Below are 13911 nucleotides of genomic sequence, written 5' to 3'. Positions count from 1 at the left end.
CCCCCCTCCGCTTGAAACTGGCGCGGGCTCCGGGGCCGCGCTAGTTCGTGAGCGGCTCATGCATGCGGCGCGATAACTCGCTCCCGCGCTCGCGCAGGAACGCCTGCAGGCGGGCGTCGTAGTCCGCCACCGCCGCCGCGCGCACCGAAGGGCGCTGGGCCAGCGACGCGCGCCAGGCGCGCACGCGCGGTGTTCGGGTGAACACGCTCTCCTCGCCCAATGCCTCAAAGGTGTCGAAGTAGCGGAACACCGGCGCAAACACCGCGTCGACGACGCAGAAGCGCTCCCCGGCGAAGAACGGGCCCTGCGGGTGCAGCGCCTGTTCAAGTTGCCCGAAGCGCGCCTTCAGCAGCGCTTGCTGCGCCTGCAGAGCGGCGGCATCCGGCGCCGTGTAGTAGGCCCAGATGGTGTTCAGCACCGAGGAGCCGAACTCCATCCAGCCGCGGTGGCGGGCGCGCAGCAGCGCGTCGTCCGGATGCAAGCGCGGCCCCAGCGTCTCGTCGAGGTACTCGCAGATCACGGCGGACTCGAACACCGGCTCGTCACCCGCCAGCAGCACCGGCGTCTTGCCCAAGGGCGAGACGGCATTGAACCAGTCGGGTTTGGCTGCCAGGTCGACCCAGCGGCGTTCGAACGGGACGCCCTTCTCGTGCAGCACGATCGCGGCGCGCTGGACGTAGGGGCAGAGGTAGTGGCTGACCAGGGTGAGGTGCATGGTCACGTCAATCCTTCAGAAGGCCTTCGGCGCGCAGCGCCGCCTGCACCTGCGGCCGGGCACGCACGCGCGCCATCCAGGCCGACAGGTTGGGGAAGCCCGCCAGGCTCATGCCCAGCATGGGGGCCCAGCTCAGGATGGTGAACGCGTAGGCATCCGCCACCGTGAACCGGTCCCCCACCAGCCACTCGCGGCCGGCCAGCTGCGTCTCGACGTCCGCCAGCCGCGTGGACAGCTTCTCCTTGACCGCCTTGCGGGTGGGATCGGCCGTGTCCTTGTGGAACAGCCAGGGGCTGAACGACTTGTGCAGTTCGCTGGAGATGAAGGTGAGCCACTGCTGCACCAGGAAGCGGTCGCGGCTGCCCACCGAGGGGATCAGAGCCTTGGCCGGCGCCAGGTCGGCGACGTACTGGAGCAGCGCGGCGACTTCGGTATGGCGGCTGCCGTCGTCGAGTTCCAGCACGGGCACGTAGCCGCGCGGGTTGATGCCGCGGAAGTCGGCACCCTGTTCGGTGCGCGCGGCGACCGTGTCGACCTTCACGTAGTCGGCGGCGATGCCGGCTTCGCGCAGTGCGATGTGGACGGCCTGCGAGCAGTAGGCGGGGGAGTAATAGAGCTTCATGGGGACCTCGTTGATGAAAAGTGGGTGGACAGGGGAAAGCGATCAGGCGGACGGCATGTCGTTGGAGGGGCTTGAAGGCACGAAAGGCTCCTGTTTGTGGTGGGCGGAGGCGAACTGTAGGATTGCGATGTCGCAACGAAAATAGGCGAACATGAAAACTTCTATTGCAAAGCCGCAATACCACCTGACGACCGCCGACCTCGGCGTGGTGCTCGCGCTCGTGCGCGGAGGCACCCTGGCCGAGGCGGCGCAGCGCAGCGGCAGCGACCCCTCCACCGTCTTCCGCGGGCTGCAGCGCCTGGAGAAGTCGCTGGGCCAGCGTCTGTTCGAGCGCACCCGGCGGGGCTACCTTCCGACCGAGCGGGCGGGCGAGGTGGCGCGCCATGCCGAGCGCATCGAGGCCGAACTGGAGGCGGCGCGGGGGGCCGTCTCGGGCGCCGATGCCATGGTGAGCGGTCGCGTGCGCCTGACCACCACCGACTCGGTGTTGCGTGGGCTGGTGCTGCCCGCGCTGCCGCCGCTGGCGCGCGCGCATCCGCTGCTGCAGTTGGAGCTGCATGCCGGCAACCAGTTGATGAGTCTGTCCCGCCGCGACGCCGACCTGGCGCTGCGGGCGACGACGGACCCCCCCGAGCACCTGGTCGGGCGCGAGCTGGGCCGCATTCGCTTCGCCGTGATGGGCCTGCGGGGGCAGCGGACCAAGCCCCTGGACACGCTGGACTGGATCGCGCCCGACGAGGCCATGCCCGAGCATCCGTCAGTGCGCTGGCGCCGCAAGCACATGCCCAAGCTGGCGCCGCGCCATCTGGTGGACGGCATCGTCGGCGTGGCAGATGCCATCATGGCCGGCCTCGGCGTGGGCGTGCTGCCCCTCTTCATGCTGCAGGCGGAAGGGCGCCTGAAGGCGCTGTCGCCTGTCCTGGACGGCTGCGAATCGACACTCTGGCTACTCGCCCATCCGGAATCGCGCCACCTCCGTCGCATCGCCACCGTGTACCAGCATCTGGCGGACGCGATCCACCTGCCCTTGGCGTAGCGGCTGGGCCCGTTCCATGCTCGCGCCCTCAGAGACGCGGAGCCCCCAATGGGTGGCCAGTGCTGTCAAGCCCCTGCAGCAAGAAGGTTTTGGCGGCGTTCTGTTGACTCTGACACGGTGGCAAGCTTGACGATGCAGGCCGTCATTCACTTTTTCCAGGAGAAACCCATGATCGAACTGAACCTCCCCGACATGACTTGCGGCCACTGCGCGAGCACCGTCGCCAAGACGGTGGCGCTCGTTGACCCGGCCGCCAAGGTCGACGTCGACCTGCAAACCAAGCAGGTCAGGATTTCGTCCAACGAGGACCGCAAGGACTTCGAGGACGCCTTGACTGACGCTGGCTACCCGCCGGCGCAGTGACTCGGAGCGAGGCGATGGAACCTGGACTCCTACCGCCCCTGGCCCTGGGGCCGATGTTGGCCGCTGCGCGCGATCTGGCGTTTCGAGTCAGCCAGTTCGTCGCCGCCGCTCCGCCGCGCTTGCCGGGTCGGCCCGTTGTCGTCGTCGCCGCGGCCATCTTGTCCGCGTGGACGGTCATCTCGTTCGATTGGAGTTTCGGCTTCGCCTTGCCCATCGTGACGGTCGGGTGCGGCAGCGTGGTTGCCACGATCACGCTGGTCGCCGGCTGGAGGTCGGACCCAGATGAGATTGAACGGTGGTCGATTCGAGCTGTCATCGCGTCGCTCATTGCGACGGTGCCAGCCTTGTTCGCCTGAGGGCCTGGGTGTGCCACATCGATGCGCCGTGGCGTGACGTGTGCGATTCCCTCCGGGGCCACCCTACAGGATCATGTCGCCCGCGGCCAAGCCGGTCCCACCGACCTGGATGGCGAATTCCGCCGCTGCGTCTGCGTCCGTGTTCCCGTACAGGACCTTCGCGGTGCTGTCGTAGTAGAGGGCCGCCGTCGTGGTGAACGCGCCGGAGAAGGTTGCGCCCACCACCAAGCTGCGGAACGCGTTGTTGGCCACCGTGGCCGTGTTCGCATCGAGCGATGAGAGGTCGATCTTGTCCTGTCCCGAAACGAAACCCGAGATGACATCCCGCGTCGCGACCGTGGTTCCCATCTCGGCGAGCGCGTTGAAGTCGTAGACGTCCTTCCCTGCGTCGCCGGTCAGGAGGTCCTTGCCGATGCCTCCGACCAGGGTGTCGTTTCCTCTGCCTCCGTTCAACGTGTCGTTGCCGGCGCCGCCGGCGAGTGCATTTCCACCGCCGTTGCCGGTCAAGCGATTGGCCAAGGCGTTCCCGGCGCCACCCAGTGCTTCGGCGCCGAGCAGTACCAGGTTCTCGATGTCCGTCCCGAGCGTCACACCGATCCACGCGCGGACCGTGTCCGTGCCGCCGGACGCGCTGGTCTCGATGACCAGCGCCGCGGGATCCAGGATGACATAGGTGTCGTTGCCGTCGCCGCCGAGGAGGATGTCCTCGCCGGCGCCGCCTTCGAGCGTGTCGTTGCCGGCCCGGCCGATCAGGACGTCGTCGCCGTCATTGCCCACCAGGCTGTTCGCTCCCGCGTCGCCGCGCAACCGGTCGTCACCGCCGCCGCCGGCCAGCCCCTCGAATCCGCTGTGCATGTCGTCGGTACTGGAAAAGCCGCTTTGCAGGTCGACCTTCACGCCCACGAAATGGTCCTGGTAGCTGAGGATGTCCACGCCTTCGCCACCATCGAGGATGTCCGGACCATCGCCCCCGAGGACCGTGTCGTTCCCCAGGCCACCCTGGATCCAGTCGCCACCCCCTTGCCCGTCGAGGAGGTTGTTCGCAGCGTCACCGGTGATTTCATCGTCCCATGCGCCGCCCTGGGCCGCCTCGAAGCCAGTGAAGGTGGCCAGGATGGCACCCGAGGCCGTGTGCCGGATCTGGCCGGTGGAGAATTCGATCTGCATTCCCTTCAATTCTTCCGGCATGACCGGCACCAGTTCGACCCTCAGCGCGTCCACGCCGTCGCCACCGTCAATCTCGTCCTGCGAGCCGGGATCCAACTGCATGTAGACGGTGTCGCTTCCGGTCCCGCCGAGGACGGTGTCCTGCCCGCCGCCGCTGAGCAGGACGAGATCGTCGCCGTCGCCGCCGTCGATGGAGTCGTTGCCGGCGTTGTCGTAGCAGGTGTCATTGCCGGCGCCGCCCTCGAGGGTGTCGTTCCCATCGTCGCCGCTGATGTTGTCGGCGCCCTCCCCGCCGGTGACCAGGTCGTGCCCGGCGCCGCCGCCCAGGTTGTCGTTGCCCGCGCGCCCGCCGATCGTGTCGTCACCGCCTTCCCCGAAAAGCTCGTCGCCGTTGGAAGCACTGTCCGAGCCGAGGAGGGTGTCCTCGAACCCGCTGCCGATCACCATCTCGAAGCCCGTCAACGTGTCGTTGCCGGCCGCCGCGTCGGTCGTGCCCAGGTCGATGTCCACGATGGCCCCTGCGCCCAGGCGTTCCAGGCTCAGCCTGTCGAAGCCGGCGCGGCCGGCCAGCCTGTCATCCCCGGCCGAGGCGTGGATCAAGTCATTCCCGATGGATCCACGGACGGTGTCGCTGCCGGCCCCGCCGTCGATGGTGGTGCCACCGGCATACGGCGCGATGTCCAGGCTGCCGGTGATCGAATCGTTGCCGCCGCGCCCTTCGAACTCGCAGACGGCGTGGTCGGAGGTGTCGATGACGTCGTCGTGGTCCGTCGCGATGAGGCGCTCGATCTCGCCCGCAAGCAAGAGCGACTCGCCAATGCCGACCCCCGTTCCGCCGAAGAAGGCCCCGACGGTGATGGCCGTCGTCAAATGGGACAAGTCCAGCGTGTCGGTGCCATCGCCTCCGGACACGAATGAACCGCCACCCGCGGCCAACACGTCGTTGCCGCCCCCGCCCATCACCGTGTCGTTTCCTCCGCCACCCGTGAGCGTGTCGTCGCCCCCGCCTCCCTCGAGCTCGTTGGCCGTCCCATCGCCTGCCAGGTCGTCATCGAACGAAGAGCCGATGACGGTCTCGATGCCGCTGCCGGTGGCGGAAAACCCGTCGCCTTCGAAGCCGCCAGCGAGGGAACCACTGACAGCCCCGCCTGAAGCCTCGAAGGTCAGTGTGTCGCTCCCCAGGCCGCCGTTGAAGATGTCGTTGCCCGCGCTCGGACGGAAGACATCGTCGTCATCGCCGCCGTCCAGAAGGTCATCACCGTCGCCGCCCATGAGCGTATCGTTGCCGGCCATCCCATGCAGTTCCATGCCCTGGCTGCCGATGACCGAAACATCGTCATTGAACTGCGTGAGTTGCCAGGACTCCACGTTCCTGGCCCAGAAATCGAACACGGCCGATTCGTCCGCCTCGCTGAACACCAGGTAGGGATTGCCGTGGAGCGCGCCGACTGTTCCTATCCAGGGGTAGATCGGAGCCGCCAGCGTCACCGTGTCCTGGCCGTCCCCACCATCGAGCGTATCGTTCCCGTTGGCGACCAGGGTGTCGTTTCCGCCTAGCCCCTCGATCGTGTCATTGCCCTCGGTGCCGGGGAGAGTGTCGTCATCGCCTGTGCCGGTGATCAGCGCCATGGTGTGGTTCCTGTGATGGGACAAGAAGACCGCGCATTGTCCAGCCCGACAGGTTCAACTCCAAGGCGTTTGCGACGACCGGATCAGGCCGGCATCGCCTCCGCCTCCGCCACGACCCCCGCCTGCGCCTCCCCTCCCAGCGCCTCCAGCAGGTCCGGGATCAACTGCGACAACTCGCCGGTGAGGATGGCGACGTTGGCGTCGAAGCCGTCGTCGTCCTTGCCCGTGTCCCCCGCTTCCTTCAGCACCACGTCCAGGAACTTGATCTTGCGAACCTGTCCCGCCTCGGTCAGCACGAGGGAGACGCGGTCGTTCCACGTCATCGCCAGCTGCGTCGGCACCTTGCCGGCGGCAATGTGCTGGGCCACCTCGTCGATGTCCAGCGTATGGCGGGCGTAACGCACGGTCGCCTTCTGTTCGTCCGCGGCCTTCAACTCGCAGTCGCGATCGACCGTGAAGCGCCAGGGGGCCTCGCGCGTCGACAGCCAATGCGCCATGGAGGCGGAGGGTGAGCTCTGCGTCTGGATCAACGAGAGATCCAGCGAGGGCGCCGCGCCGGGGACTTCCAGCAGGGCCGCGAGGAGTGTCGACACGATGCGGTCGGCCCCCGACAGGCTGCCCGCATCCACCACCAGCATCCGGTTCTTCGCGTCCAGCCACAGCAGCATCGTGCTGCGCTTGCTGAAGGCGCGCGGCAACAGGTCCAGCAGGACCTCTTCCTTGAATTCCTTCTTCAGTTTCGCTGGCACGCGCTCGTTGCCGGTCTCGGCCTTGTAGCGCTCGATGCGTTCGTCCACCGCGCTGGTGATCGCGGAAGAGGGTACCGCGCGTTTCTCGGTGCAAAGCTTCAGCACCAGGTGGCCGCCCACCAGTTCGGCCAGCAGCTTGCCCTTGTTGCCGCGCGGCGGCACCCAGCCGGCGGATTCGGGCTGGGTGGGGCCGCAGGGGACGAAGCGGCCTTTCTGCAGGACGCGCTCGAGCGCGGGAAGGTCGGGCAGGACGAAGTCGTCCGCGATGCGGAAAAAGCAGGCGCTCTTGAACATGGAGTTGGCGCGCGCGGGATCCGCGCGGGCAAAGGGCTGGATTCTAAGTGCCGCACCACCCGCGGTTAGACTGGCCATGGTGCAGAAGAAGCAAGCCGTAACGATTGCGTCGGGTGACGGCCTGCCCCTGCCGCAGCGCCGCTGGGCAATGGCGGCCATCATCCTCGGCATCTCGCTGTCGGTGCTGGATTCCACCATCGTCAACCTGGCGTTGCCCGACATCACGCGCGACCTCGGCGCGTCGCCCTCGGCCGCGGTGTGGGTGGTCAACGCCTACCAGCTTGCCACCCTGGTCCTGCTGCTGCCTTTCGCACACGTCGGCGAGCGTCTCGGCTACCGCCGCGTGTACCTCGTCGGGCTGGCGCTCTTCACCGGCGCATCGCTGCTGTGCGTGATCGCGCCTTCGCTGCCGTTGCTCGCAGTGGCGCGGGCGCTGCAGGGCGTCGGCGCCGCGGGGATGATGAGCGTGAACGCCGCGCTGGTTCGCCTGACGTACCCGGTGGAGTCGCTGGGCCGCGCCATCGCGCTGAATTCCGTCGTGGTGGCGACTGCGTCGGTGGCCGGGCCGAGCATCGCCGCGCTGGTGCTGTCGGTCGCGGCCTGGCCGTGGCTGTTCATCATCCAGCTGCCGCTGGGCATCCTGGTGCTGGTGGTCGGCGCGCGGGCCCTGCCGCACAACACCGTCGTGAGCACCGCAGGGCACCTGCGGCCTTCCGACGTGGTGATGAACATCCTGATGTTCACCCTGGTCTTCCTCGCGGCCGACACGCTGGGCGCGCGGCGCGGCGGCGCCGACACGGGAATGGTAGGCCTGTCCATCGCGATGCTGGTCGCCGGCGTGGCGGTGGGCTGTGTCTACATCCGCCGGCAACTGCGCGAAGAAACGCCGCTGTTTCCCGTCGACCTGCTGCGCATCCCGGTCTTCGGCCTGTCGATGTGCACGTCGGTCACCGCGTTCGCGGCGCAGACGCTGGCTTTCGTCGCGCTGCCCTTCATGCTGCTGGAGGGCCTCGGCCGCACCCACCTGGAGGCCGGCCTGGCGATCACGGCGTGGCCTGTCGGCGTGGTGCTGGTCGCCCCGCTGGCCGGACGGCTGATTCCGCGCGTTCGCGGCGGCTTGCTGGGAGGCATCGGCCTGGCCACGATGTCGCTGGGCCTGGCGCTTCTCACGTGGATGCCGGACCAGCCGACGAGCTTCCAGCTGGCCTGGCGGCTGTTCTTGTGCGGCGCCGGCTTCGGCCTGTTCCAGTCGCCCAACAACCACATCATCCTCACCAGCCCGCCGCTGCGCCGCGCCGGCGCTGCAAGCGGCATGTTGGGCACCGCGCGGCTGACCGGCCAGTCGGCGGGCGCGGTGCTGGTCGGCCTGGTGTTCAGCGTCTGGGGCGTGCAGCAGGCCGGCCCCGAAATCGCGCTGGAGCTGGCGGCCGCGCTGGCGGCTGTCTCGGCCGCTTTCAGCCTGCTGCGCCTGCGGACCTAACGACGCGCGTACTGCGTGCTGCCGAACAGGACCTCGCGCGCCTTGTCGTCGGTGATCGGCTTGCGCAGGTCGGCCAGCACCTTCACGCCACGCTGCACCGCGGGCCGCTCGGCGATGGTGTCGAACCACCGCTTCAGGTGGGGATAGTCCTCCAGCACGATGCCCTGGTTCTGCCAGCTGCGCAGCCAGGGGAAGGTGGCGATGTCGGCGATCGAGTACTCCGCTCCCCCGAGCCATTCGCTGGCAGCGAGGCGCTTGTCGATCACGCCATAGAGCCTGCGCGCCTCGTTGGTGTAGCGGTCGACCGCGTAGGGGATCTTGTCGGGCGCATAGATGCGGAAGTGGTGCGCCTGCCCGAGCATCGGGCCCACGCCCCCCATCTGGAACATCAGCCATTGCAGCACTTCGAAGCGCGCGCGGTCGCCCGCCGGCAGGAAGCGGCCGGTCTTGGCGGCGAGGTACACCAGGATGGCGCCCGACTCGAACACGGAGATCGGCTGGCCGTCGGGTCCTTGCGGGTCGACGATCGCGGGGATCTTGTTGTTCGGGCTGATCGCCAGGAACTCGGGGCGGAACTGCTCGCCGGCGCCGATGTTGACCGGAATGGCCTCGTACGGAAGGCCGCACTCCTCCAGCATCACATGCACCTTGTGGCCGTTAGGCGTCGCCCAGGAATAGACCGATATCTTCGACACGCCGAAACCTCCTGTTTCAACTCATAATGCGGAACTTTAGGGGAAAGCCGCACTGCATGTTCGAGCGGATCAAGAAGGCCTTCCGGCGGGACGCCAGGGATCACAAGGATTCCCCGCCGTCGTCCCAGCTGTCACACGGCCCCATGTCGGAGTGGGCGGCCTCCCGCGGCATGACCTTTTCGAGCGGCATGGGCAGCTCGGTCAGCATGGGCGGCAAGGTGGGCGGCCGGCCCTGGAAGATGGAGCTGGGGAAGCCCACGCGCGACTACATCCACGGCGAGGAATTGCGGGCCCGGGCAGAACTCGGCGTGAACGACGACGTCGCGGCCCTCATCATCAACCGCCCGCTCAAGGACATGCTGGAGCGCCGCGCGTACGGGATGATCACCGACACGCTGCAGACCACCGCGGACCCGCGCCTGCCCGAAGAGATGCGCTGGCTGGCCATGTACGACGAAGTCGGCTGGGAGGGCCCTCCGCAGGCTTTCTGGGACCGCTATGCCGTCCTGGCCGACACGCGCGAGCACGCGCTGGCCTGGGTCGACAACGCGCTCGTGCAACAGCTGATGTCCTGGCCCGATCCGGCGCCGCTGCCGGCCACCGCCTTCATGGTGGTGCTGCTGCGCGGCAAATGCTACCTGCGCATGCGGTACCAGCCTGCCGAGACCCCGACGCTCGATCACGCCACGACGATCTTCACCACGGCGTGTGAAAGCGCGCTGGATGTGTTTGGCAAGTGACGCTTCGCCAGGCTGACCCTGCGAAAGGTCCGTGAACTCACGTTGCGCGCCCGGGCTCGCGCCGCCTCAACTCCCCCGCGTGACCGGCACGCCCGCGTCCTTTCCGTAGCTGCCGTACTTGCCCAATTCCCACTTGGCGATGGCGTTGCGGTGCACTTCGTCGGGGCCGTCGGCGAAGCGCAAGGTGCGCGCATTCGCATAGGCGCTGGCCAGCGGGAAGTCGTCGCAGACGCCGCCGCCGCCGTGGGCCTGCATGGCCCAGTCGATCACCTGGCAGGCCATGGTGGGCGCCACCACCTTGATCATGGCGATCTCCGTGCGGGCCACCTTGTTGCCGGCCAGGTCCATGATCCAGGCGGCCTTCAGCGTCAGCAGGCGGGCCATGTCGATCTTGCAGCGGGCCTCGGCGATGCGTTCCTGCGTCACCGTCTGCTGCGCCACGGTCTTGCCGAAGGCGGTCCGGGCCAGCGAGCGGCGGCACATCAGCTCCAGCGAGCGCTCGGCCAGGCCGATCAGGCGCATGCAGTGATGGATGCGTCCCGGGCCCAGCCGGCCCTGCGCGATCTCGAAGCCGCGGCCTTCACCCAGCAGGATGTTGCCCGCCGGCACCTTCACGTTCTCGAAGTACATCTCGACGTGGCCGTGCGGGGCGTCGTCGTAGCCGAAGACGTTCAGCGGCCGCACGATGCGGATGCCGGGCGTGTCGCCGGGGATCACGATCATGCTTTGCTGCGAATGGCGCGGCGCCTCGGGATCGGTCTTGCCCATGGTGATGAAGACCTTGCAGCGCGGGTCGGCCGCGCCGGAGATCCACCACTTGTGGCCGTTGACGACGTAGTGGTCGCCCTGGCGCTCGATGCGGGTGGCGATGTTGGTCGCGTCCGAGGACGCCACCTCCGGCTCGGTCATCGCAAAGGCGGAACGGATCTCGCCATTGAGCAGCGGCTTGAGCCAGCGCGCCTTGATCTCGTCGGAGCCGTAGCGGGCGATGGTCTCCATGTTGCCGGTGTCGGGCGCCGAGCAGTTGAAGACTTCACTGGACCATGGCACGCGCCCCATGATCTCGGCCAGCGGCGCGTATTCCTGGTTGGTGAGGCCCGCGCCCTTGTAGCCGGAGGCCTCGGCCGTGTCGACCGGCAGGAACAGGTTCCACAGGCCCGCCGTGCGCGCCTTGGCCTTCAGCTCCTCGATCACCGGCAGCGGCGTCCAGCGCTTGCCCGCATCGGTGTTCTCCTGCAACTGCTTCTTGTACGTCGTCTCGTTGGGGTAGACGTGGTCGTCCATGAACTTCTGCACGCGTGCCTGGAGTTCCTTGGTCTTGGCGGAATAGTCGAAATCCATGTGTCTTTCTCCTGGGGAAAATAGTCAGGCCTGCTGCGCGAAGCGCCAGGCCAGTTCGGCCATCGGGCGCGCCCCGGCGGCGGACGCGGTGGCCTGCGCGCTCGACGCGGTGCCGGCCTCCACCCGTTTCGCGATGCCCTGCAGGATGGCGGCGATGCGAAACATGTTGTAGGCCAGGTAGAAGTTCCAGTCCGCCTTGAGGTCGGCGGCGGTCGCCAGGCCGGTGCGCTCGCAGTAGCGGCGGATGTATTCGTCCTCGCTCGGGATGCCCAGCGCCGCATGGTCCAGGCCGCCGATGCCGCGGCCCGGGTGCGGGATGTGCCACGACATGCAGTGATAGCTGAAATCCGCCAGCGGGTGGCCGAGCGTGGACAGCTCCCAGTCGAGCACGGCGATGATGCGCGGCTCGGTGGCGTGGAACATCACGTTGTCCAGCCGGTAGTCGCCGTGCACGATGGAGACCTTGCTTTCGTCGCGTGCTGCCGCGGGCACGTGCGCCGGCAGCCATTCCACCAGCTTGTCCATCTCGGGGATCGGCTGGCTCAGGGGTCCCGCGCCATCGGCGGAAGCCTTGTACTGCTTGCTCCAGCGGCCGATCTGGCGGTCGAAGTAGTTGCCTGGCTTGCCGTAGCCGGCCAGCCCGCGCTCGGCGAACCTGACGGTGTGCAGCGCCGCCATGACGCGGTTCAATTCGTCGTAGATCTCGCCGCGCTGCGCCGGCGTCATCCCCGGCAGTGCCTGGTCCCACAGCACGCGACCCTGCATGCATTCCATGATGTAGAAGGCGCGGCCGATCACCGATTCGTCCTCGCACAGCACGTGCATCCGCGGCACCGGCACGTCGGTGCCGGCCAGCCCCGACATGACGGCGAACTCGCGCTCCACCGCGTGCGCGGACGGCAGCAGCTTGGCCACCGGCCCCGGCTTGGAGCGCATCACGTAGGCGCGCTCGGGCGTGAGCAGCTTGTAGGTGGGATTGGACTGCCCACCTTTGAACATCTCCACGGTCAGCGGCCCGCGGAAGCCGGGCAGGTTCTTCTGCAGCCACGCGGTCAGCACTTCGGTGTCGAAGACGTGCTTGCCCGAGACGGGCCGGGTGCCGGTGAAATGGTCGTAGGCGTCGTTCATGGAATTCGGGATTCTCAGTCCGCAGCCTGCATGATCAGCATGAGCGCTTCGCGATTGCGCACCACCAGGCCACCCGGCTCGATGCGAATGACTTCCTCGCGCTCCATCGCCTTGAGCTCCTGGTTGACCCGCTGGCGCGAGGCGCCGAGCAATTGCGCCAGTTCTTCCTGCGCCAGGTGCAGGCCGATGCGGATTTCGCGCCCATCCTGCAGCGAAGGCACGCCATAGCTGCGCACCAGGTGGGCCAGCTGCTTGGCCAGCCGCGCGCGCAAGGGCAGCGTGTTGAGGTCTTCCACCAGGCCGAACAGTTGCCGGATGCGGCGCGCGTGCAGGCGCAGCAGCGCCTCGTACAGCTCCACGTGCTGCGCCAGGATCTTGCGCAGGTCCGACACCGACACCTGCAGCAGCGTGCTGTCGCCGTGCGCATAGGCATCGTGGGTGCGCCGCTCCCCGTCGAAGATCGCCACGTCGCCGAACCAGATGCCCGGCTCCACGTACGACAGCGTCACCTGCTTGCCCGTGATGGAGGTGGAGCTCACGCGCACCGACCCGCGCGCCACTGCGCTCCAGGACTCGGCCGGATCCCCGCGCGCGCAGATCAGGTCGCCGTCCTTGTACCGTTTGGGAAATGCGCATCGCAGGATGTCGTGCCGCAGCGAAGGGGAAAGGGAAGAAAACCAGCGACCGTTGTTGATCGCCGCGCGTTCCTCGATGGTAAGAATGGGGTCGTCCATTGCTCTGTCTTGTGAGTGACTGGCGGTCCAGGGCATTGTCACGTGCGCGACCCCTCAGGGGTAGCGCGGCGGCTGCTTGGACAGGAAGGCCCCGATGCCGATCGCGCCGTTGGCATGGTGCAGGTTGCGCACGAAGTGGTCCCGCTCGGCGGCAAGGTGGCGCGCCAGCGGCGTGTCGCCGGCGTCGTTCACCAGCTCCTTGATGCTGGCGATGGCGTTGGGAGCGCGCTCGTTCAGCAGGGCGGCCAGCGCCAGCGCCTCGCCGAGCGCGGCGCCTGCAGGCGTGATGCGATTGACCACGCCGAGCGTGTTCAGCCGGGTGGCGCCGATGCGCTCGCCGCACATGAGCAGCTCGCTGACGAGCTGGCGGGGCAGGGCCCGCGCCAGGCTCCAGCTGCCGCCGCCGTCCGGCGACAGCGCCACGCTGCTGTACGCCATCACGAACACCGCGTTCTCGGCCGCGACGATGAAGTCGCAGGCCAGCGCGAGCGAGAATCCGGCGCCGGCGGCAGCGCCTTCGACAGCGGCGATCACCGGCTTCGGGAAGGTCCGGATCGCATCGATCCAGCCGTGCAGCCCCTCGATCGACTGCGCCTGCACTTCGGGCGGCTTTTGCCGGTTGTCCAGCAGGCGCTGCAGGTTGCCGCCGGCGCAGAAGGTGCTGCCGGCGCCGGTGATGACCACGCTGCGCACCTCGGGGTTGCTGTCGGCGGCATTGAGCGCTTCGACGCCGGCCGCATAGATCTCCGGCCCCAGCGCGTTGCGATGGTCCGGATTGCTCAGGGTCAGCACCATGGTGCGGCCCTCGCTGTGGCTCTTGAGTTCGGCGGGCATGGACTAGCAGCCTCCGCAGAGCCGCCTC

At 68.0% G+C, this 13911-nt stretch carries 14 protein-coding genes; 5 read left to right on the top strand and 9 right to left on the bottom strand.

Annotated elements, in window-relative coordinates; genetic code table 11:
* Positions 1-40: 40 nt before the first annotated feature.
* A complete protein-coding gene (locus WG902_RS03655) occupies positions 41-715 on the bottom strand; it encodes a glutathione S-transferase family protein (protein WP_340058559.1) in 675 nt (224 codons plus the stop codon).
* A gap of 7 nt (positions 716-722) precedes the next feature.
* Positions 723-1337, bottom strand: a complete 615-nt coding sequence (gene gstA, locus WG902_RS03650) for a glutathione transferase GstA (protein WP_340058558.1) — start codon at positions 1335-1337, stop codon at positions 723-725.
* A 151-nt stretch (positions 1338-1488) separates the two neighbouring features.
* On the opposite strand from gstA, the gene WG902_RS03645 reads away from it, so the two are divergent.
* From WG902_RS03645 to WG902_RS03635, 3 genes are all read left to right on the top strand, one after another.
* On the top strand, positions 1489-2373 hold the full coding sequence (locus WG902_RS03645) for a LysR family transcriptional regulator (RefSeq protein WP_340058557.1): 885 nt from the start codon (positions 1489-1491) through the stop codon (positions 2371-2373).
* Between the two features lie 168 nt (positions 2374-2541).
* A complete protein-coding gene (locus WG902_RS03640) occupies positions 2542-2736 on the top strand; it encodes a heavy-metal-associated domain-containing protein (protein ID WP_340058556.1) in 195 nt (64 codons plus the stop codon).
* Between the two features lie 14 nt (positions 2737-2750).
* The gene (locus WG902_RS03635; protein ID WP_340058555.1) at positions 2751-3092 is read left to right on the top strand and encodes a hypothetical protein; all 342 of its coding nucleotides are present in this window, start codon (positions 2751-2753) and stop codon (positions 3090-3092) included.
* A 63-nt stretch (positions 3093-3155) separates the two neighbouring features.
* Here WG902_RS03635 and WG902_RS03630 read toward each other — a convergent pair whose 3' ends face one another.
* Both WG902_RS03630 and WG902_RS03625 read right to left on the bottom strand, forming a co-directional pair.
* The gene (locus WG902_RS03630; protein WP_340058554.1) at positions 3156-5888 is read right to left on the bottom strand and encodes a calcium-binding protein; all 2733 of its coding nucleotides are present in this window, start codon (positions 5886-5888) and stop codon (positions 3156-3158) included.
* A gap of 83 nt (positions 5889-5971) precedes the next feature.
* Positions 5972-7009, bottom strand: a complete 1038-nt coding sequence (locus WG902_RS03625) for a recombination-associated protein RdgC (RefSeq protein ID WP_340058553.1) — start codon at positions 7007-7009, stop codon at positions 5972-5974.
* On the opposite strand from WG902_RS03625, the gene WG902_RS03620 reads away from it, so the two are divergent.
* Positions 7008-8411, top strand: coding sequence for an MFS transporter (locus WG902_RS03620; protein WP_340058552.1), 1404 nt, complete (start codon positions 7008-7010; stop codon positions 8409-8411). The two genes, WG902_RS03625 and WG902_RS03620, sit on opposite strands and share 2 nt — an antisense overlap.
* Here the strand turns inward: WG902_RS03620 and WG902_RS03615 are convergent.
* Positions 8408-9106: a glutathione binding-like protein gene (locus WG902_RS03615; protein ID WP_340058551.1), complete on the bottom strand. Its 699-nt coding sequence runs from the start codon at positions 9104-9106 to the stop codon at positions 8408-8410. The genes WG902_RS03620 and WG902_RS03615 overlap by 4 nt on opposite strands.
* Positions 9107-9162: 56 nt before the next feature.
* Here WG902_RS03615 and WG902_RS03610 point away from each other — a divergent pair, with 56 nt between their 5' ends.
* Positions 9163-9846 (top strand): hypothetical protein, encoded by a 684-nt coding sequence (locus tag WG902_RS03610; RefSeq protein ID WP_340058550.1) that lies wholly within the window; start codon positions 9163-9165, stop codon positions 9844-9846.
* A 66-nt stretch (positions 9847-9912) separates the two neighbouring features.
* On the opposite strand, the gene WG902_RS03605 is transcribed toward WG902_RS03610, so the two are convergent.
* The 4 genes from WG902_RS03605 to WG902_RS03590 are packed head-to-tail and all read right to left on the bottom strand — an operon-like array spanning position 9913 to position 13883.
* Positions 9913-11187, bottom strand: coding sequence for an acyl-CoA dehydrogenase family protein (locus WG902_RS03605; RefSeq protein ID WP_340058549.1), 1275 nt, complete (start codon positions 11185-11187; stop codon positions 9913-9915).
* Positions 11188-11211: 24 nt separating this feature from the next.
* Entirely contained in the window at positions 11212-12315 is a 1104-nt protein-coding gene (locus WG902_RS03600; protein WP_340058548.1) for a phosphotransferase, read from the bottom strand.
* Positions 12316-12329: 14 nt separating this feature from the next.
* The gene (locus WG902_RS03595) at positions 12330-13049 is read right to left on the bottom strand and encodes a Crp/Fnr family transcriptional regulator (protein ID WP_340058547.1); all 720 of its coding nucleotides are present in this window, start codon (positions 13047-13049) and stop codon (positions 12330-12332) included.
* Positions 13050-13103: 54 nt separating this feature from the next.
* Positions 13104-13883 (bottom strand): oxepin-CoA hydrolase, alternative type, encoded by a 780-nt coding sequence (locus WG902_RS03590; RefSeq protein ID WP_340058546.1) that lies wholly within the window; start codon positions 13881-13883, stop codon positions 13104-13106.
* Positions 13884-13911 lie beyond the last annotated feature (28 nt).

It is taken from the genome of Ramlibacter sp. PS3R-8 (assembly GCF_037572435.1).
Classification (GTDB): domain Bacteria; phylum Pseudomonadota; class Gammaproteobacteria; order Burkholderiales; family Burkholderiaceae_C; genus Ramlibacter.
Note: the sequence above shows the minus strand (reverse complement) of the source record. Positions and strands in the feature narration are given on the sequence as shown.